General features: G+C 59.4%; 10 protein-coding genes. 3 read left to right on the forward strand and 7 right to left on the reverse strand.

Going from position 1 to position 21,511, the window contains the following annotated elements:
- Nucleotides 1-234: 234 nt before the first annotated feature.
- Entirely contained in the window at nt 235-1,437 is a 1,203-nt protein-coding gene (locus tag G6L01_RS13605; protein ID WP_081344192.1) for a glycosyltransferase family 4 protein, read from the forward strand.
- On the opposite strand, the gene G6L01_RS13610 is transcribed toward G6L01_RS13605, so the two are convergent.
- The 7 genes from G6L01_RS13610 to G6L01_RS13640 form a co-directional block, all read right to left on the reverse strand.
- Nucleotides 1,421-2,932, reverse strand: a complete 1,512-nt coding sequence (locus tag G6L01_RS13610; RefSeq protein ID WP_071206515.1) for a tetratricopeptide repeat protein — start codon at nt 2,930-2,932, stop codon at nt 1,421-1,423. The genes G6L01_RS13605 and G6L01_RS13610 overlap by 17 nt on opposite strands.
- Entirely contained in the window at nt 2,929-7,956 is a 5,028-nt protein-coding gene (locus G6L01_RS13615) for a tetratricopeptide repeat protein (RefSeq protein WP_174089269.1), read from the reverse strand. Before G6L01_RS13615 ends, G6L01_RS13610 begins: the two co-directional genes overlap by 4 nt.
- A 180-nt stretch (nt 7,957-8,136) precedes the next feature.
- On the reverse strand, nt 8,137-8,526 hold the full coding sequence (locus G6L01_RS13620) for a DUF6165 family protein (protein WP_070166904.1): 390 nt from the start codon (nt 8,524-8,526) through the stop codon (nt 8,137-8,139).
- A gap of 141 nt (nt 8,527-8,667) precedes the next feature.
- Nucleotides 8,668-13,284, reverse strand: a complete 4,617-nt coding sequence (locus G6L01_RS13625) for a beta strand repeat-containing protein (RefSeq protein ID WP_139190343.1) — start codon at nt 13,282-13,284, stop codon at nt 8,668-8,670.
- A gap of 223 nt (nt 13,285-13,507) precedes the next feature.
- The gene (locus G6L01_RS13630; RefSeq protein WP_071206511.1) at nt 13,508-14,146 is read right to left on the reverse strand and encodes an exopolysaccharide biosynthesis protein; all 639 of its coding nucleotides are present in this window, start codon (nt 14,144-14,146) and stop codon (nt 13,508-13,510) included.
- 114 nt (nt 14,147-14,260) lie between these two features.
- Nucleotides 14,261-16,102: an ABC transporter ATP-binding protein gene (locus G6L01_RS13635; protein WP_070166907.1), complete on the reverse strand. Its 1,842-nt coding sequence runs from the start codon at nt 16,100-16,102 to the stop codon at nt 14,261-14,263.
- Nucleotides 16,103-16,189: 87 nt separating this feature from the next.
- A complete protein-coding gene (locus tag G6L01_RS13640) occupies nt 16,190-17,353 on the reverse strand; it encodes a M20 aminoacylase family protein (RefSeq protein ID WP_070166908.1) in 1,164 nt (387 codons plus the stop codon).
- A gap of 280 nt (nt 17,354-17,633) precedes the next feature.
- Between G6L01_RS13640 and G6L01_RS13645 the strand changes: the two genes are divergently transcribed.
- Both G6L01_RS13645 and G6L01_RS13650 read left to right on the forward strand, forming a co-directional pair.
- Nucleotides 17,634-19,370 (forward strand): peptide ABC transporter substrate-binding protein, encoded by a 1,737-nt coding sequence (locus tag G6L01_RS13645; protein ID WP_070166909.1) that lies wholly within the window; start codon nt 17,634-17,636, stop codon nt 19,368-19,370.
- Between the two features lie 350 nt (nt 19,371-19,720).
- Entirely contained in the window at nt 19,721-21,427 is a 1,707-nt protein-coding gene (locus G6L01_RS13650) for a peptide ABC transporter substrate-binding protein (RefSeq protein ID WP_070166910.1), read from the forward strand.
- Nucleotides 21,428-21,511 lie beyond the last annotated feature (84 nt).

A 21,511-nucleotide genomic window follows, 5' to 3' on the forward strand; every position in this document is an offset into this window, starting at 1 on the left:
TTCGTGAGGATCCGCCCAGCCCCACAAGCCGGGAACGGACCCATTCAACCCGACCGTAGAAGCCGAAGCTTTCGCCATGCTGGATTTTCGTGAATTCGTGTCGCAAACAGAAACAGTTCCTTTACCGTCGTTGATAACGCGACCCACACCGTTCCAGCGGCTTAAAAAGCAGGTTAAGCTTTTGCAACCGGGGCGAATCGCCCTGAAAACCACCAGGCTTGGAGATATGCTGCCGTGACCCAGACGCCCAGACGGCCCGTGATCATCCATTGGGGCATATCCAGCTTTTTCGGCTGGGGCATTTATGGCCTTAACCTGGCGCTCAACTGGTCCAACGATCCGGTTCTGGAGCCGGTGACCTCCTTTCCGCTGCAATCGGACCAGATCGTCGTCGATCCGTTGCGGCAACGCGCACTTGGCGGGTTTTTCCGGGCTAGCGCTGACCTTTCGACCCGCATCGCCGCCCAAAGCGAAAAGTCCCTGACGGTCAATACTCCGCTTCTCGCCGGGCTCGGCAATGATTTCACCATGTCGCCCGGCCCCAAAGGCGTGGCGCTTTCCGGCAGTCCGACGCTGGGCGTGGTGTTCTTCGAACTACCGCAACTGTCGGAGGCCACGAAAGCCAGAGCAAAAGCATTGCCGCTGGTGATTGCCGGATCGAACTGGAACGAAGAGATCATGCGCGCCCATGGCCTCACCAATGTCACCACCGTCATCCAGGGCATCGACCAGACGCTGTTTCACCCCGGCCCGCGCCAAGGCGTTCTGGCCGACCGTTTCCTGGTGTTTTCAGGCGGCAAGCTGGAATTGCGCAAGGGGCAGGATCTGGTCGTTGCCGCGTTTGCCCGGTTTGCCAAACGCCATCCCGAAGCCCTGCTGGTTTCCGCCTGGCATAGTCCCTGGCCGCAATTTGCCCTGACGCTCAACCGGTCCGGCAAGGCAACCGCCATTACCACCAATGACAAGGGCGCCATTGACCAATCCGCCTGGATTGCCGCCAACGATATCGCTGCCCATCAGTTCCTCGATCTCGGCTCTGTGCCCAATGCGCTGATGGCGCCAATCCTGCGCGAGATGGACGTGGCAGTGTTTCCCAACCGTTCCGAAGGCGGCACCAATCTGGTGGCGATGGAATGCATGGCCTGCGGCGTGCCCACCATTCTGTCGGCCAATACCGGTCATCTCGACCTGATCGACGGCGGCAATTGCTATGCGCTGGAACATCAGACCCCTGTTGCTGGCGAAGGCGCTGGCGTCGGCTCCGTGGCCGGGTGGGGAGAAAGCAGCGTCGATGAAATCGAAGACACCCTGGAGCGGGTCTGGCGCGACCGCAACGAGGCCCGCCGCCGTGGCGAGCGCGGCGCGGCCAAGCTTGCTGGCTATACCTGGTCGCGCACAGCGGACGCGATGAAAAAGATCATCAGGACTTATTTGTAATCGCTTCGGCAAGCGACACCGCCTGGGCAATCGGGGCGGTGAAATCCCCCGCCTCGCTTTGGCGGCAAAGCTGGATGGACGGATACCAGGGCGACGTTCTGCCCTCAGTACCCCAGCGCCAATCCGGCACTTTCTTCAAAAGGCCGATGGTCGGCACGCCAAGGCTACCGGCCAGATGCAGCGGCGCGGTGCAGACCGAAACGAAGGCTGAAAGCTGGGTGAGGATGGCGGCTGTGTCGAGAAAGGCATCCGCTCCGGCATCGAAATCCGGGCCTGGATGTTCCAGCGTGAAGGACAGGCCCGCCACTTTATAGCCCGACGGCGTATCGGCAGGTTCCAACGCTGCCTCATCAAGCTTTTGCAGGGCGATCAGCCGTGTACCACCAAGGTTCGCAAAGGGCGATAGCTGTTCGGGACCGGCAAGGCTGCGGCCTTTTTCCGCTGGAGACAGGGGATTGCCGCGCCAGACAAAGCCCAGGGTTTTTTCGCCTTGTTTCAAATCCAGCCGTTCGCGCCATAGCGAAACCCGCTCCGCCCGTGGCTGCAAATGGGCGCGAGCCTTCGGCACGCTGCCCGGCGTCAGTTTCAGCCGATGCGGCAGGCCAAGCAGCGGCACCTGAAAATCGACGCTTCCTGCTGGCGGGTTCTCTGCCTGTACCCGGTCAGCGCCCGGCACATCCGCCAGAAGCCCGACCAGCTTGTTTGGCACTTGCAGGATCACCTCGCCGCCAAGCGATTTGACCAGGGGTAACAGTTTGACGAACTGGATCGTATCGCCAAGGCCCTGTTCCGCATGGACCAGCAGCCGTTTGCCTTGAAAAGGCCGCCCGTTCCAATCGGCAATTTCAGTGTGACGTGCTTCTCCCGGAAAGCCCTCGGCCTGCCAGCGCCATTCATACTCGGCAAAACCAGTGGTATAATCGGAGAGCCGCAGCAGGTTGATGCCGAGATTGTAATGGGCCTCGGCGGATGTCGGATAGATTTCCAGGGCCTTGGATAGCAGCGCCATCGCCGCCTCCGCCTCGCCCAGTTCGGCAAGCGCATTGCCGAGATTGTGGAGCGCTATGCGGTTTTGCGGATCGAGCACCAGAGTTTGACGATAAGCGATAATCGCCGCCGGATAATCGTCGAGATCGGCATGGGTTACGCCGATATTGGCGTAACAGGCGGCATTGTCAGGCGCCAATTGCGCGGCGCGTTGATAGGCTTCCAGCGCATCCGGCTTGCGCCCGGCCTCACCCAGCGCATTGCCGAGATTGTACCAGATATCGCTTTCCTCAGGCGCAAGTCTGAGCGCCCTGGCATAAAGCGACAGCGATTGCGCCAGATCGCCACGCGAGCGTTCCGCCGAGGCCAGCAATCTGAGCGCATCAACCTGGTCGGGCTCTTCCTCCAGAATGGCACGGTAATGGGCAATGGCCTCGTCCAGCATCCCGGCCTTGTGCAGCTGAAAGGCCTGGATCAGCCTTTCGCCCGACGCAGTTTGGTTCGTCATGGCTTACGCTCCACCAGCCGCTTGAGATCTTCTGCCACCGCCTCGGCCACACTTGTCCAATCGCCCGGCTGCGGTTGGCGAAACAGTTTCAGACCCGGATACCAGGGGCTATCGTCACGGCCGGTCATCCAGCGCCAGTCCGCGCTGTATTTCAGCAGCGCAAAGCTTGGCACGCCCAGCGACGCCGCCAGATGCAGCGTGGAGGTGCAGGAGGAAATCACCAGATCAAGCGCAGCAATCGCTGTTGCCGTCTCGCCGAAATCGCCAAGCTCCGCCCCCGGCACCTGCATGACCTTGGCAAAGTCCAGACCTGCCATCTGTTCCAGCCCGTCCTTGAATTGCAGGCTGATGAAATGCGCGCCCTCGACAGCAAACAGCGGCTCCAGCATTTTCAAGGGCGGCGAACGCCCCTTGTCGGCGCGGGCAACCGGATTGCCCTGCCAGATCAACCCAACCCGCAAAGCCTCACGATGCGCAAACCGCGCTTCCCAATCCGCCACCCGGCGGGGATCGGGCCGGAAATTGGCTGGGCCGGCTAGCGTTTCCAGCGTGGTTGCAAAAATCAGCGGTAGGCTCATGATCGGTGCCTCGACATCGGCATCGTCAATGGCATCAACGCCCTGGCGGCGCAGGGTGATGTTGCGTCTCTCCACCACCAGCGTTGAAAACAGGCTGATCAGCGGCTCACGCAATTCCAGAATGACATGACCGACCTTGAGAGCGGCCTGCCGCACGAAACGGGCAAACTGGATCTGGTCACCTAACCCCTGTTCACCGTGAATCAGCAGCACTTTGTCGGGCAGCGCCTCGCCGGTCCAGCGCGGCATAGGCAGCGTGCGTGCCACCATTTCGGCGCCTTGCCAGCGGGCCTCGTAATCGCGAAAGCCTTGCGGCAGATTGCCCGCCATCAGATGCGCATGCGCCCGGTCGATCAGGGTTTCGACATCGCCGGGCAACAGATCCAGCGCCCGGTCCAGACTGGCGATCGCCTCCTCAACCCGGCCCATTTCGCGCAATGCATTGCCAAGCCCGCGATGGGCCTTGGACAGATCCGGGCGCAGTTGGATCGAGGCTCGGTAAGCCTCCAACGCTTGCCCATAGCGGTCCGTATCGCGCAAAAGATTGCCCAGCGTCATATAGGCTTCGGCGCTGGGGCTGGTCTCCAGGCTTTGGCGCAGGCATGCTTCGGCCTCATCCTGCTTGCCGACATGGCGAAGGGCGATGGCATAATTGGTGTGGAAGATCGGTGTTGAAAGCCCCAGTGCCGCCGCTGCCCGCAGCAGGACATAGCCGCGATGGTAATGCAGGCGCTCAACCGCCAACCCGCCCAGCATATGCAGCGCATCGGCCCGTGTTTCGTCCTCATGCAGCAGCGCCGCATAGGTCACCTCGGCGGCAGGGACATTTCCGGCCATATGGGTGCGGATGGCGGCGGCCAGCCGTTGTTGCGGACCCGGCTGGGCCGGAACGGCAACCACCGGCTCGGCGGCCTCATACAGTTGCGCCCTGTCCCCCTCGACCAGCCTGCCAAGTGCCTCGGCCACGCGGGAGACGACACCGGCAAAGGGTTCCGCCTCGACTTCATCGGCCACGCGGCGAAACACCCGGCTTGCCGGATACCAGGGGCTATCGCTGCGACCGCGCAGCCAGCGCCATTCGGCATGAGATTTGAGGATCACCCAGGTCGGGCGGCCAAGCGCGCCAGCCAGATGCGCCACCGCCGTATCGGAGGTGATGACGAGATCGAGATTCATGATCATCGCTGCCGTATCGACAAAGGCATCGGCACCGCTGTCGAAATCCTCCGGCGGGCGCTCGACGGCAAAATCCACTGTATCCAACTGTTCTTCGCCTGCCCCTTTTTGCAAGGCGATCAAGCGCACACCGTCAATGGAAGCAAACGGCGCCAACACCTGCAAGGGAAAGCTGCGGCCCTTATCGACCTGCGGATCGGGATTGCCCTGCCAAACGAGGCCGACACGGAAGCCAGGCTTTGCCGCAAGAAAGCTTGCCCAGCGCCGCACCCGAAGCGGATCGGCAAACAGATAGGCGGGAAAGGCCGGGATCGTCTCGACGACCGTGTTGCAGAGCAGCGGCAGGCTCATCATGAACACGTGGTAATCGAGCGGTGGGACGGGATCGCTTTCGCAGACGACGCCATCAACATCAGGCACGGTTTGCAGCAGCGCGGCAATCTTGCGGCGGCAGCCAATCATCACCTTGGCCGCTCCTCTCGCCTTCAGGAGCGCGACGTAGCGGACGAACTGGAACGCATCGCCAAAGCCCTGTTCCGCCAGGACCAGAATGGACTTGCCCGCCAGATCCTCCCCCTGCCAAACCGGCAGCCGGACACGGGTGCGGTCTATGCCGAGGATTTCCACCAGGAAGCGGCGCTCGTAAAGCGGCAGGCCACGGGCATAATCGCCCTCGTTCAGCAAACACATGCCCAGCGCCATTTCCGCATCGGCATAGCCGGGACGGGCCTCGATCGCCTTGCCAAAGGCCAGTATCGCCTCGTCCTCGCGGCCGGTATCCATCAGGCTGATGCCAAGATTGCTCCAGGATTCGGCATGGCCGGGCTTGGCAAGTGCGCCCTGTCTCTGGATCCAGCAGGCTAGATCGGGATAGCCGTGATTGCGCTCCGCCACCCCCAGATTGCTCCAGGCGTCGGCATTGCCGGGGTCAAGCGTCAAAGCCTTTTCCCAGGCGCGGGCGGCTGCCTGCGGCTGCTTGGCTTTTAGCAGAACAGCACCCAGCTGCACGTGATGCGAGGCCAGTTCCGGCTCGATCCGGCAGGCGCGTCGCAGAGCTTCCTCCGCCACGTTGAACCGGCCAAGCGCCAGCGCCGCCGCCGCATAAACCGACAGGGCGTGGCCTGAGCGCGGCTGGGCTTTCAGCACCTCGCCCGCGCGGCGCAAGGCGGTTTCGGCATCACCCACCGACGTTTCGCGCCGGGCCAGCGCCAAAAGGCACGCTGCGTGACCGGTATCGTAGAGCAGCCCGTGGCGCAGCGCCCGCATCCCATCGGTCACAAGCCCCGCAGCATCGAGCGCAATGGCGAAATTGCTCCAGTGATCGCCAAGCGAGGGGCGGATCGCCACCGCGCGGGCGCAAAAGGGAATGGCCTGCCGCCCTGCCACCGATGAGCGTTCACCGGCCTCCAGGCACGCCATGCCAAGCAGGTTGAGCACCCGCTCTCTTTGAAAATCCTGTGTCAGCACATGACGGTAAAGCTGCACGGCCCGGCCATAATCGCGGCCCTGATGCCGCTTGATCGCCTCGTTCAATCCGTCAGCGGCCTCATCCGGCGCATCATCCGTGGCGCGTCCGGCAAACAGCAGCACTTTCAGCTCATGCGCCACGTCCTGAAGCACTGGCTGCCATTGCCCCGCCTCCATCTGGCGAAACAGCCGCATGGTCGGATACCAATCGGTCAGAATACCGTCCATGCCCCAGCGCCAGTCCGGGGCTTTCTTCAGCAGCAGCCAGACCGGCCTGCCTAATGCGCCCGCAAGATGGGCAAGGGCCGTATCTGAGGTGATGACCAGATCCAGCGACGCCATCAAGGCTGCGGTATCGACAAAGGCATCGGGACCGTCATCCAGCCCCGGAACGGGGTGCAGCAGCAATCCCTCCGGTGCTTGCTGATCGGCTCCCACCCCCTTTTGCAGGGAGATGATGTCAATTTCATCTGAGAATTCAGCAAGCGGCTGGAAGAGTTCCAGGGGCAGTGAGCGGCCCGGCTCACCATAGGCCTTTGGATTGCCCTGCCAGGACAGACCGATGCGAAAACGTGTCTTCTCCTGCTCTTGCTCCTGCCTTGGAGAAAACTCGCCAAGCCAGTCGCGCCAGCGCTCGAAAAGCTGTTTTTCCAGTGTGAGGTAGGGAACGCGCTGGCCTGTCGCCTCTGGCACAAGGTTGATAAGGCCCGGCAGCGACAATAGCGGCACCCAGGCGGCGTAAGCGGGCAGATCCGCACCATCAGGCAAGAGCGTGATGGACGGGGTAGCGAAAAATTCGGAAAGGCTTAGCAGACGGTAGAGTTGCGGTTGGCAGACGAAAACCACATGCCCAACCCGCTCAGCAATGCGCGGTAAAAACCGGATAAACTGGATTGTATCGCCCAATCCCTGCTCATAAAACACCAGCAGCGTCTGGTCTTGCAGCGCTTCGCCCTGCCAGCGCGGCCCCTGCATCAGCAAGGGCGAGGCGGAACTTCCGGTGGCCTGATCGCGCAACTCGTAATCGGTCCAGGCCTCGCTCCACTGGCCTTCCAGCAATTGCAGGCAGGCGCGGTTAAAGCGGTGAACGGGGGCATCGCCGCTGCCGATCAATTGCTTCAGGATCCGGTCCGCACCCTTCAAATTTCCCAGAATGCGCAGGCTTGCCGCCAGGTTATTGGCGGCGCGCCGATGCGAGGGATCAAGCGTCAGCGCCTTTGTATAGCTGTCACAGGCCTCGGGTTCGCGTTGCAATCCATGCAACAGCACGCCGAGATTATAGAAAGCCTCGGCATCCGGCTTCAGCTCCAGCGCCCGGAGCAGATGGGTTTCGGCTCCCGCACTGTCGCCAAGCTCCAGCAGGATGACGCCCATTTGAGCCAGCAGCGACGGTTCATCACCGTCAATCGCCAGACCCTGTTGAGCCGCATTAAGGGCTTCATCCCATCGTTTTGCCGATGTCAGGGCCAGAACCAGATTGGACCAGGCGCCAACGGCTTTACCGTCAAGCGTCACGGCGCGCGCACCCATATCGATGGCGCGCTGATGCTCACCCACTGCAATCAGCGGAAGAATCATGTTTTGCAGCAGGCCGGGTTGGTCTGGCGCAAGTTGCAAAGCATGTTCGAAAGCGGGAACGGCCTCAGGCGAGCGGCCGGAAAGATGAAGGGCGAGCGCATAGTAATGAGCGGTCTCGGCATGTTCAGGATGGGCCTCGAAAAGAGCCGTCAAGCCCTGCAAGGCCTCAGCCACGCGCCCCTGCGCCAACAGCGAACGGCACTGCGAAACCTCATGCGTCGTCATAACGCGCTCTTCTTTCATCCATTGGCCTGATCCAAGACCAGGAACACCGAACCTTCATGGTCCTGTTTACCCAAAATCGGCGCGTCGGCCATTTCATATCAAGGCGAAAACATGCTCATGCATCCTCGCCTAAAGGTCAAAGAGTCCCAAACATGAATCAAAGACCAATGCCAACATCAATCAGGCCGCAGCATAAGGCTTGTAGGACTTTTCCTCGATGATGTCAGAGCCCAGCTCGACATTGATCTGCCGCTTCAACTCGGCACGCCGGTCATTGGTGACATAGACCGAACGGGCGAGAGACACGAAACGCGGACCGAAATCGCCGTCGCGCTCGCAATCGCGGATATCGTCCTCGATCTCCCAGAGCGCCGTATTGACGGACAGAAGATCACGGCTGATGGCGACGACACCCTGATGATCGGCCACCGGCTTCAGCCGTTCATTGAGCAGGGACAACTCGCGCTCGACATTGGTGCGCTTGGCCTCATCCGTGATCCGCTCTGACTTGATCTGGAGAATGGTGATCTTGTCGATCAACTCACCCCAGGACACCGGAACTTCAATCATTGCAGGTCTCCGATTCGTGGAAATGCCACGATACAACACCGAAGCGAACACTGGGAACCGGTTTTCGATGCCGTGCAATGCTCGTACACAGACAGTTGCCCGGCCCAGGTCAAGAAACCCAGGGCCGGGAGCACTGCTTTATCAGCTCCAGCGGAAGTCGCTGCCCGACATGTTGTCGGCGGTCTTGCCGGACAAGGTCATCTGCATATCTACCGTCCCGTCACCATTGGTATCGACAAACAGAGTTGCCGTATCATTGACGAAATAGGCTTCCGAATTGCCGCTGGCCGAAAGGCTAGTTGATGTCCCAAGGTAGGAGAAGGTGCCGGTCAGCCCGCTGATCACCAGCTTGTCCTCACCATTGACGAAGTCGGTGATCTTGTCCGGGTTCGACGTGGTCGACTTGTCCGCGGAGGTGAAGGTGAAGAGGTCGGATCCGGCCCCGCCCGTCACTGTATCGGAGCCGCTGCTCATATAGATCGTGTCATTGCCAGACCCCAAGTCCACCGTCGTATTGGTGCTGCCCGACAGCACGATCAAATCGGCCCCCGTACTACCGGTGATATACTCGATATTGGCCGTGGTCAGCGTCGAGGCGGAACCGAGCGTCAACGTGTCAGATCCCGTGCTCAGATCAATCGTCACGCCGGTATACTGGCCGGAAATGGTGATCGTATCGTCATAGGCAGAACCGACCAGGGTTTCGACACTGGAAACAGTCGCGGTCGCGGCTTTCTCAAAGTTCAGGTAATCCGCGCCTGTACCCAAGAAATACTGGCCGTTGGAGATTTCCGTGTCCCTGATATAGACCACATCGGTATTGCTGCCGCCGGTGACGGATTCGACATTATAGAGGCTGATCATATTGGAATAATTGCCGAGCGTGACCACGTCGTTACCGTCGGCCAGGTTGAGTTCGATGCCCGACACCTGAGCACCCAATGTCACCTTATCGTCGCCGGAACCACCCGTGACCGTTTCAACGCCGACGATTGTCACCGTGCTCGAAGAAGAAGCCAGCTTGACTTCGTCCTTGTCCCCACCCAGTGAAATATAGCCGCTATAGGTCGTGCTGTTGATGGCGATATAGTCAGCCATGGACTGACCGATGATGGTTTCTGCATTCGCCACCGTCACCGTATTGGTTGTGTCGGCCAGCGTGAGCTTGTCGGAACCATCGCCCAGATCGATAAATCCACCGGTCCATTGCGTGGCCAGCGTGATGATGTCGGCATTGGAGCCACCATTGACCGTCTCAACGTTGGAAACCGTTGCCGTCAGGCCCGCGCTCCAGCTCAGGGTATCCTGGCCATCGCCCAGATTTAGAGTTGCCCCGCCGATCGAACCGCTGACAGTCAGCACATCGTCGCCGGTTGACCCGACCACCGTTTCGACATTGGCGATCGTGACGGTTCCGGATTCGCCGAACGTCAGCAGGTCATTGCCGCTGCCCAGATCCAGCGTGCCGCCGGTATAGACGCCAGACAAGGTGATGTCGTCGATCATCGAGCCGCCAGTCACCGTTTCGATATTTTCCACCGTCACCGTATTGTTGGCGGAAGACAGGATCAGGCGGTCACTGCCAGCATTGAGATTGATGAAGCCACCCGTAATCTGTTCGCCAAGGGTGATGACGTCGCTGCCGACATCGCCGAGGATGGATTCTGCGCCGGTGACGGTGACAGTGCCGCCCAGTTCCGACATTTGCAGAACATCGTTGCCGGCCCCAAGCTTGATCGTGGTTGCCGTTATCGCGTCGGAAAACTCGACCGTATCGTCTCCCTCACCACCGGTCACCGTTTCGACACCCGACAGGGTCACCGTGTTGCCGGATGCCGAGAAGATCACGCCATCCTGACCTGCGCCCAGGTTGATATAGCCCGATGCACCTTCGGCAAGCGTGATAAGATCGGCGGCAGCACCACCCGTCACTGTTTCAACGCCTGAAACGGTCGCCGTGCCGCCGACATCACCGATGATGAACTGGTCATTGCCGGCACCAAGCGAAATCGTGCCACCGGTCATATAGGCTGAAAGTGTAATGATGTCGTCGACAGCCGACCCGACAATCGTTTCGATGCTGGAGACCGTCAGCGTACCGCCTTCACCCGCCAGCGTCAGACTGTCAAGACCATTGCCGAGATTGAGGGTCATGCCGGTCGTACTGGAGGCCAGCGTGAACACGTCGCTGTTAGTGCCGCCAGAGATGCTTTCCACATTGGCAAGTATGGCCGTATTGGCATAATTGCCAAAGATGACGGTGTCATTGCCATCGCCGAGGTCGATATTGACGCCAGTGACCGTCGCATTGAACCGGATGACTTCATCGCCGGTCCCGCCGATGATCGTCTCCACATTGGCAGCCGTCAACGATCCGCCATTATCCTGGAATTTCAAGGTATCGATGCCATCGCCCAGATCGATCATGGTCGCGCCGCCGACCGTGCCGATGACGACCGTATCCGAACCGGAACCGCCGGTGATGGTTTCGACATTGGAAATCGTGATGAGGTTCTTCATGGCGGTCGCGTCGGCGTCATCGACATCGGCCATGATGATGGTATCGATGCCGTCGGCAAGATCGATACTGCCCTTGAACCCACTGGCAAGGATGATTTTCTGGGTTCCGGCTCCGCCTACCAGCGTTTCGACATTCTGCACGGTCACAGTCGCACTGCCACCGACCGTCAACGTATCGTCACCAGCACCAAGATCGATCGTGCCAATGGTCACGGTTCCTGAAACCGTCACGACGTCGTCCGCCGCACCGCCGATAATCGTTTCGATATTGACCGCGGTCAGGGTGCCGCCCTCGTCACTCAGCGTCAGCTTGTCGAGGCCCTTACCGAGGTCGATCGTACCGGCAGAAATGTCGGTACCGAGCGTGATGACGTCGCTGGACGTGCCAGCATTGATGGTCTCGACGTTCAAAATCATCGCGGTATTGTTGAAATTGCCGAAGGTGACGCTGTCATTGCCCGCACCCAGGTCGAGATAGACGTCCTGCGCGGCGCGATCAAACTTAACGACGTCGATGCCGTCATCGCCGATGATGCTCTCGATATTGCGAGCGGTGATCGTGCCACCTTTCATGATGGTCACCGTATCGTTGCCGGTACCCAGATCGATCAGCGAGCCGGTAATGGCGCTGGTGATATACACTTGATCGGTCTCGGTGCCGCCGACGATGGTTTCAATCCCGGCAATGGAAACGGTATTATCAAAATCACCCATCGTGAGCTTGTCAGAGCCGGAGCCGAGCGAGATCAGATTGCCGGTCAACAGGGTCTTGTAAAGGATCTGCTCGCTGGCGGAACTGCCCAGAATTGTCTCGACGTTTGAAATGGTCAAGGTTCGTCCAGAACCGGTAAGCGTCAATGTATCATCGCCGCCCTTAAGGTCGATTTCACCACCCGTCGAGGCGACCGAGAAACTGATCGTGTCTTCACCATCGCCGCCGATCAGGGTTTCGACACCGGAAATATTGATCGTGTTGGAACCATCGGCCAGGGTCAGCTTGTCCATGCCGGTGCTGAGATTGATCGTGCCCTTGGTCAGCTCGGTGGTCAGCGTGATGATGTCGCTGGAACTGTCGCCGGTAATGGTTTCGACATTAGCGAAAGTGACAGTGTTATTGTACTTGGCCAGTGTTACTCGGTCGCCATCGTCGTCCAGATCGATCAGGCCGCCGGTTACCTGCGTTTTGAAAATAATATAGTCTTTGGTTTCACTGCCGATGATATTCTCGACATTTTTCAAGGTGGCCGTGCCGCCGTCTTCATTGAAGACCAGGGTATCTTCACCATCTCCGAGATTGATCAGACCACCGGACTTGGCCTCCTGCATATAGATAAAATCGCTGCTAGCGCCACCATAAATCGTCTCGACACCATAGACACTGACGGAATTAACGTAATCTCCCAGAACAAGCGTATCATTGCCGCCATTCAAGGAAACATATCCGCCGGTAAACGCACTCCCGATCGTGACGTGATCGCTTCCGCTCGATCCGACGATGCTTTCGGCACCTGAGATTGTCAGCTTATTGGTATAATTGCTGAGAACGACAGTATCATCGCCTTCACCGGCATCAATATTGAAATTGGAAGCCTTGCTGTTCAGCTGAATGCGGTCGTCGCCGCTGCCAGCCACGATTGTTTCGGTATTGGAGACATAGACCGTGCCGCCGCCATCGCCCAGGCTGACAGAGTCGTTGCCGGAACCGAGATCCACGCGGCGCGTCTGATCGCCACTTTTATTCTCCATAATCACGATATCGGACTTGGTACTGCCGGTAACCGTCTCAACATCGATCAGGGTGAGCGAATTATCGAATTTGCCGAGGATCACCCGGTCCGAACCGGTTCCGAGATCGATATAGGTTCCGAGCGCCTGGGCGCTCATCGTCAAATAGTCATTGCCCTGGCCAGCGACGATCGTTTCCACATTGAGGATGGTTGCGGTGACGCCAAGGTCTGAAAAGGTCAGGCTGTCGATGCCCGCGCCCAGATCGATGTAACCTGAGGTAGCCTTGGTATCGTAGAAAATCGAATCCGCACCGGTACCGCCCAAAACGGATTCGACATTGGACAATGTCACATCATTGTCGAAATTGCCAAGGATCAGCTTGTCGCTGCCACCGCCAAGATCAAGGTAAGCGCCCGAAACCTGATCAGTCAGGAGAATAATGTCCGTTGCACTCGTTCCAGTCAAACCATCAAGACTGCTTACAGTCGTTGTCTTATTAGACGTTGCCACGGCAAATCCCCATTGTGGTAATTGCCGACGCAGGTCAGCAACAAAGCGTTTAGTCGACATACGCTCGACCGGCGATCATGGGGAAAGATAGGAAGCGAAGCTGTCGCGAAACTTGCCATATGGTCGATTAGCAACCCAAAAGCCGTAAAGGAATGGCGAGACACGCCCTGGTAAACGTCACCGCCATTCCGGCAGCGCAGGGCTCAGTCCCAGGCAATTCGGTTTAGCCAAAGGATATGCTGAACAGCAACAAGGCCGCCTTGCCGAGCGCCACAATCACGCCCGCGACAACCACAATCGACAGAAGAAACACTACACTGCCCGCCAGAGCGTAAAGCCCGTCCTTCTCCAGAAGTGCGAAGGCAAACAGCGACAGGGCAATGGCTGGCAGGATATTGCCGAGCGGAATGGGCAATGCGAGAATGATGGCCAGAATGAAGGCCATGATCCCGAGAAGGTTTTCCGCCGGTCCCTTTACCAGCAGGCCAAAGCGCGGCTTCAGCAGCCTCTCGCCCCGGGCAAGCCAGGGCACGATCCTGGCGACGATGGCGGAAAAATCGGCCCGCGCCAGCGAGCGTTTGGTGATCCAGCCCGGCAGCCAGGGCCGCCAGCCCAGCATCAACTGTGCCGCCAGAAAGACCAGAGGCGCGCCTGTTATGGCGGATGTGCCAGGCGGGGTCGGCACGATATTGGGAAGCGCGAAGATCAGGATCAATGCGCCGAAAGCCCGATCGCCGAGCGCTGCAAACAGATCGCCGATTGAGACCCGCGCCCGCGTTTCATCCTCGGCAATCCGAAAAAGGATCTGCGAAAGCGGCAGGGCCTCCGTCTGCTCCGCTTCACCGCCTACTCTCTGATCCATTACCGCTCCTCAAAGGTCGATACGGAACCCGAAAAGCGCTCCGCAGCGAACGGCATATGGAAACTCCCGGACGCCAGCGCAAGGGCAAGACGATGGCGTAAGGACGAGCGGTGCTTACGCCGTTTCCTGTACCAGATGCCCCGCCGAGACTTCCCGGTAATGGCGCGCTGGCGGTTCATAGCCCAGGGGCCGGACAGGGCTCTTGATTTCATCGGTCGACATTTGCCGGGTGATATTGCGACGCGCCGGATCGGGCACCGGCACCGCGGCGATCAGCTTTTTGGTATACGGATGCTGCGGATTATCGAACACCGCCTGGCGCGGTCCGATCTCGACGATTTCACCCAGATACATTACCGCCACCCGGTGGCTGACGCGCTCCACCACCGCCATGTCGTGGGAAATGAACAGATAGGCGAGATTGAAGCTTTCCTGCAAATCGAGCAGGAGATTGCAGACCTGGGCCTTGATCGAGACATCAAGCGCCGACACCGCCTCGTCGGCAACGATGACTTTCGGGTCGAGCATCAGCGAGCGGGCAATGGCGACGCGCTGGCGCTGGCCGCCGGAAAACTCATGCGGATAGCGGCGCATCATATCGGCGCTGAGGCCCACACGCTGCAACAGATCGGCAGCCTTTTCGCGCGCCTGTGCCTTGGTGCCGAGATTATGCTCCAGAAACGGTTCCATCACAGCGGTGCCCACCGACATGCGCGGATCAAGGCTCGCAAAGGGGTCCTGAAACACCATCTGGATGCTGCGGCGCATCTTGCGCAGGGTGCTGCTGTCGAGCGACATGACATTATAACCGTCAAGCGCGATCGTGCCGCTGCTCGGCTCGATCAGCCGGGTGATCGAGCGGCCCGTCGTCGATTTGCCGCAACCGGATTCACCGACCAGCGACAGGGTCTCGCCGGGCCTGAGATCGAAGCTGACATTTTCCACCGCATGCACAGCGCCGGACTTGCGCCCCAGCAGGCCGGAGCGGATAGCAAAGCGGGTCGTCAGGTTTTTCACTTCGAGGATCGGGCGCGGCACCATGTCGAGCGCGCCGACTTCCGCCTCCTCGACCAGGGTGTCACCGGTTTTGATGTCGATCACGGGAAACCGCATCGGCAAGGCATGACCGTGCATCGAACCAAGCTTGGGAACTGCCGACAGCAGGGCCCGCGTATAGGGATGCTGGCCACGGTTGAAAATATCGTCCGTCGTGCCGCCTTCGACCATCTCCCCCCGGAACATCACGATGGTGCGGTCGGACACCTCTGCCACAACTCCCATGTCATGGGTGATGAACAGCACCGACATGCCCTCTTCTTCCTGCAGGACCTTGATCAGATCGAGGATCTGGCCCTGGATGGTGACATCCAGCGCCGTGGTCGGTTCGTCGGCAATCAGCAATTTCGGCTTGGTGGCCAGTGCCATGGCAATCATCACGCGCTGGCGCATGCCGCCGGAAAACTGGTGAGGGAATTCATCAAACCGGCTTTTGGCATTGGGAATGCGGACCTTTTCCAACAGCCGGATCACTTCGGATTTCGCCTCTGCCCTAGAAATATCGCGGTGACACAGGATGGCCTCGGCGATCTGCTTGCCGATCGGGAAGATCGGGTTGAGGCTGGTCATCGGCTCCTGGAAGATCATCGCAATATCATTGCCGCGCACCCGGCGCATCTCTTCCGGCGCCAGCGTCAGCAATTCACGACCGTTCAGCTTGATGCTGCCCTCGATCCGGCTGAAATTCTTCGGCAGCAATTGCATGATCGACAAGGATGTCACACTCTTGCCCGAGCCGGATTCGCCGACAATGGCGACGGTCTCGCGCGGCGCGACATCGAAGCTCATATTGCGCACCACGGAAGACCACTGGTCGCCGATCCGAAACGAAGTGGTCAGATTGCGCACGGACAGAACCGGCTGGACAAGCTCGTTCTGCGTGGTGAGATCTTCAGCCATAGATGTGCTTTCCCCTGTTTTGGCCCCGATTTCACGACCGAGGCACTTTATAATTGATCCACCGCGACAAACACGGGAGACAGCCTGTCAGGCTGCCAAACCGGTTTCGGCCAATTCCACCCAATAGCTGATGCCATAGGGAATGGCCTCGTCATTGAAGTCATAGGCCGGATGGTGAAGATTGGCGGTGTCGCCGACCCCTAGGAAAATGAAGGCGCCCGGACGGCTTTCCAGCATGTAGGAAAAATCCTCGGCGCCCATTTTCGGCGCCATGTCGGTCTTCACCCGGTTTTCGCCGGAGATCCTGGCGGCAACCGAGGCGGCAAACTCCGTCTCTTGCGCGTGGTTGAAAGTGACCGGATAGCCCCGGTGATAATGCACTTCGGCGATAGCGCCATGCGCCATGGCCGTAGCACTTGCCACTTCCTGCACGCGCTTTTCGGCAAAATCACGGATCTGCGGCAGCAGGGTGCGCACAGTTCCGGTCAGGGTCACATCCATCGGAATGACATTATAGGCATCACCGCCATGGGTGGTGGTGACGCTGATAACCAGCGATTCCAGCGGATCGACGCCGCGCGACACGATCGATTGCAAGGCAATGATCACATGCGCCGAAACCAGGACCGGATCGACCGACATATGCGGCTGGGCGGCGTGGCTTCCCTTGCCCTTGATGACGATCTCGAACGTATCGGACGCCGCCATCAGCGACCCCTTGCGAATGGCGAAATCGCCAAGCGGCACGCCCGGCGCATTGTGCATGCCGAACACCTGGGAAATGCCGAACCTGTCCATCATCCCGTCCTGCACCATGGCAAGACCGCCGCCGCCGCCTTCTTCCGCCGGCTGGAAGATCACCGCAACCGAGCCTGCGAAATTACGGGTTTCGGCCAGATGCTTCGCCGCGCCCAGCAACATGGCGGTGTGGCCGTCATGGCCGCAGGCATGCATCTTGCCCGGCACCGTCGAGGCCCATGGCGCACCGGTGATTTCGGTGATCGGCAAGGCATCCATGTCGGCACGCATGCCAATGGTGGTGCCCTCGCCGCGATTGCCCTTGATGATGCCGACGACACCCGTTCTGCCAATGCCTGTTTCCACCACGTCGCAACCGAATTCCTTCAGCTTCTGCGTGACGAAAGCGGCTGTCTGATGCACATCGAACAACAGTTCCGGTGTCTGATGCAAATGGCGCCGCCAGCCTGCGACCTCTTCCTGCAAGGCGCTGGCACGGTTCAAAATGGGCATGAATGACCTCTTTTTGCTGTTCCCATCCGGTTTTCGATGGCATACTGTTCATCAACTTTAGCGTTTTGCAAGTCGCAAATGCAATGAATGAACAAAAAATAGCCTGAAATGGCCACGGCCCAAAACTTAATCAGATCGCCGCTCTCAAGCCACGTTCGGATGCCAAACCGCCCCGTCATCTTGTCTGTTATTTTAGTAGATTAAACCTCTGCGTTCTTGACTCTGGGCGCCGTGCTGCGAAGCAATGCGATCATCTCAACCAAAGCAGGACACGGCAACCATGACATACAACAGGCCCTTAAGGGCACTATCGGCAGCCGCCATTTTCATAGCGACGGGAGCCGCAGCCACGGGAGCCCTTGTCAGCACCCCTGCTCTAGCCGCACGCGGCACGGACGGCGATGTGAAGATCCTGTTCTGGCAGGCCGTTTCCAATCTCAATCCCTATCTGTCGGGCGGCAGCAAGGAAGTCTACGCTGCCTCGATGGTGATCGAGCCGCTGGCGGGCTTTGACGAGCAGGGCAATCTGTTCACCCGACTTGCCGCCGAGATCCCCACCGTCGACAATGGCGGCATCGCCAAGGACATGACCTCCATCACCTGGAAATTGAAACCGGGCCTGACCTGGTCGGACGGCGGCACCGTCAGCGCCGATGACGTGGTGTTCACCTGGAAATACTGCATGGCGCCCGGCGGCGGCTGCGCCCAGGCCGCGAAATTCGACGGGGTGAAATCGGTGGAGGCCATCGACCCTTTGACCGTGAAGGTGACCTTCGATGCCCCCAAACCCTTTCCCTATAGCGCCTTCGTCGGCCAGCTCTCGCCGATCATTCAGCAGTCCCAGTTCAAGGATTGCCTGGGCGAAAAAGCACCGCAATGTACAGAGGCCAATTTCAAGCCGCATGGCACTGGACCCTTCGTCGTCCGGGATTTCAAAGCCAATGACGTCGTGCTGTTTGACGCCAATCCGCGCTACCGCGATCCGGCCAAGCCGGCTTTTGCGAGCATCACCCTGAAAGGTGGCGGCGATGCGATGTCTGCGGCCCGTGCCGTGCTGGAAACCGGCGAATATGATTTTGCCTGGAATACGGTGGTGGAGCCGGAAGTAACGGAATCCATGCTGAAAGCCGGCAAGGGCACCATGACCTCAGCCTTTAGCTCCACGGTCGAGCGCATCCAACTCAACCCCTACGCCGTCGATGCGGCCCTCGGCGCCAAGCGCTCCACCAAGGAGGCCGGCCCCCATCCAGCCCTGTCAGACCCTAGGGTGCGCCGCGCGCTGGCGCTCGCCATCGACCGCGACGTGATCGTTGAAGCAGGCTATGGCGCTGCCGGCCAGCCGACCTGCAACATCATTCCCGCCCCGGATATTTTCGCCTCCAAGGCCAAGACCTGGTGCGGACGCCAAGATCTTGAAGGGGCCAACAGGCTATTGGACGAAGCTGGCTGGAAAAAAGGCCCCGACGGCATCCGTGCAAAAGACGGTCGCAAGCTGTCCTTCCTGTTCCTGACCACCACCAATTCGGTGCGCCAGGGCACACAGGTTCTGGTTAAGGACATGTGGTCGCAGATCGGCGTCGAAACCGAATTGCGCAATGTCTCCGCTTCGGTGTTCTTCGGCGGCGACCCGGCCAGCCCGGATACCTACCAGAAGCTATATGCCGACGTGCAAATGTATGCCAGCGGCTTTGAAAGCACCGATCCTGAGAAGTTCATGGGCGGTTTCACCTGCGAAAAGATCCCCACTCCCGCCAACAACTGGCAGGGGGAAAACATCGCCCGCTACTGCGATCCGGCCTATGACAAGCTGGTAGGAGAGCTGCGCAGGACCTCCGGCACCGAAAAGCGCGCAGAACTGGTCCGCACATTGAATGACATGATCGTCAATGACGGCCTGGTCATTCCGCTGGTCAATCGCGGCGAACCCTCAGCCATCTCGAACACGCTGAAGGGTGCAAAGCTCAATCCGTGGGATTCACAGTTGTGGAATGTTGCGGATTGGACCCGTAGCAAGTAAGATCCATTATAAGAACCGCATATTGATACGCGACATGCTGGCGCCAGTGACGCCAGCATGTCTGAAGCGCCTTGCCGCTGACTAGTACTTTGACCCGCACCCTATCCACAGTTGATGCATGGTCTCGCATTTTCCATCTTGAATGAAAAATGAGCTTGTGATTTTATAGCCCAAAATTTGGGCAAACCAATAATCAGGACAGGCAATCCGACCAGGCCCAGAGGGGATCACAGGGCCATATTCTTTTTAAATTCAGTGCCATCAAGGCAATGGGGAAAATTGGCAGCGTCCTTGCTTGCGCTGCCAGAAGAAAACTCTCGACAACGAGATTAACAAGGGAACAGCAAACCATGCGTAATATCCGGTTGATTCTGGCGGCATCCGTCGCGTCATTGATGATGACGGGCGCGCCAGCCATGGCCCAGCGCGGCAGTGACGGCGACCTGAAACTGCTTTTCTGGCAGGCCGTGTCCACCATGAATGTCTATCTGTCCGGTGGCACCAAGGAGCAATACGCATCCTCGATCGTCATCGAGCCGCTGGCCGGCTTCGATGAAAAGGGGGAACTGGTTCCCAAGCTGGTCGACACCATCCCGACCGTGGAAAACGGCGGCGTCTCCAAGGATCTGACCAGCATCACCTGGAAATTGTCGAACGGCATCAAATGGTCGGATGGCACGCCGGTTACCGCCGATGACGTGATTTTCACCTGGCAATATTGCACGGCAGACGGCGGCGGTTGCGCCCAGAAGCAGAAATATGATGGTGTGAAAAGCGTCGAAGCGCTCGATCCGCAGACCATCAAGGTGACGTTCGCCTCACCAAAGCCCTATCCCTATTCGGCTTTTGTCGGCTCGCAGGCACCGATCATCCAGAAGGCTCAGTTCAAGGATTGCCTTGGCGCCAAGGCGCCGGAATGCACGGCGGCCAACTTTGCCCCTATTGGCACCGGCCCCTTCAAGGTCAAGGAATTCAAGCCGAACGACGTGATCACCTTCACGGCCAATGAAAACTACCGCGATCCGGCCAAGCCCGCCTTTGCAACCGCCACGCTGAAGGGCGGCGGCGATGCGCTGTCAGCGGCCCGCGCCGTGATGGAAACCGGCGAATACGACTATGCCTGGAACATGCAGGTCGAGCCTGAAGTGCTGGCAACCATGGAAGCCGCTGGCAAGGGCAAGATCATCACCGCCTTCGGCAGCCAGGTCGAGCGTATCAACCTCAATTTCACCAATCCCGATCCGGCGCTGGGCGACAAGCGCTCCACCAAAGAAGGTGGACCACATCCCGCCTTGTCCGACCCGGCCGTGCGCAAGGCGTTGTCGATGGCCATCGACCGCGACGTGATCGTTGAGGCTGGCTATGGCCTGGCTGGCAAGCCGACCTGCAACATCGTTCCCGGCCCTGATATCTATGTCTCCACCACCAATGACTGGTGCCTGAAGCAGGATATCGACGGCGCCAACAAGCTGCTGGACGATGCCGGCTGGAAAAAGGGTTCCGACGGCATCCGCGCCAAGAATGGCGTGAAGCTGAACTTCCTCTACCTGACCTCGACCAACTCCGTCCGCCAAGGCACCCAGGCGCTGGTCAAGGATATGTGGTCGCAGATCGGCGTTGGCGCTGAACTGCGCAACGTCTCGGCCTCGGTGTTCTTCGGCGGCGATCCATCCAGCCCGGACACCTACCAGAAATTCTACGCCGACGTTGAAATGTACACCAACAATTTCGACGGCACCGACCCGGAATCCTATATGGCCGAATGGATGTGCGACAAGATCCCAAGCCCGGCAAACGGCTGGCAGGGACAGAACATGCCGCGCTATTGCGATCCTGCCTATGACGCACTCGTCACCAAGCTTTCCCAGACCGCCAAGATCGAAGAGCGCGTCGAGATCGTCAAGAAGCTCAACGACATGCTGACGCAAGCAGGCGCGCATCTGCCGCTCGTCTATCGCGGTCAACCTTCGGCTTTTGCTGCAAGTCTGAAGGGCATGAAGATGACCGGCTGGGACAGCGAGTTGTGGAACATCGCCGACTGGTCGCGCACCAAGTAACAGCGCCTTGCCGGGCCCGCATAACGCGGGTCCGGTGAGCTGGCGGTTGTCGGCTCCCCTTGGGGGCCGAGGCCCGGTTCCAGC

The organism is Agrobacterium vitis, assembly GCF_013337045.2.
Taxonomy (GTDB): Bacteria; Pseudomonadota; Alphaproteobacteria; order Rhizobiales; family Rhizobiaceae; genus Allorhizobium; species Allorhizobium vitis_B.

Coding starts and splice junctions, on each gene's coding strand:
- G6L01_RS13610 (WP_071206515.1), bottom strand. CDS start 2,932: ATGACGAACCAAACTGCGTCGGGCGAAAGGCTGATCCAGGCCTTTCAG.
- G6L01_RS13615 (WP_174089269.1), bottom strand. CDS start 7,956: ATGACGACGCATGAGGTTTCGCAGTGCCGTTCGCTGTTGGCGCAGGGG.
- G6L01_RS13620 (WP_070166904.1), bottom strand. CDS start 8,526: ATGATTGAAGTTCCGGTGTCCTGGGGTGAGTTGATCGACAAGATCACC.
- G6L01_RS13630 (WP_071206511.1), bottom strand. CDS start 14,146: ATGGATCAGAGAGTAGGCGGTGAAGCGGAGCAGACGGAGGCCCTGCCG.
- G6L01_RS13635 (WP_070166907.1), bottom strand. CDS start 16,102: ATGGCTGAAGATCTCACCACGCAGAACGAGCTTGTCCAGCCGGTTCTG.
- G6L01_RS13640 (WP_070166908.1), bottom strand. CDS start 17,353: ATGCCCATTTTGAACCGTGCCAGCGCCTTGCAGGAAGAGGTCGCAGGC.
- G6L01_RS13645 (WP_070166909.1), top strand. CDS start 17,634: ATGACATACAACAGGCCCTTAAGGGCACTATCGGCAGCCGCCATTTTC.
- G6L01_RS13650 (WP_070166910.1), top strand. CDS start 19,721: ATGCGTAATATCCGGTTGATTCTGGCGGCATCCGTCGCGTCATTGATG.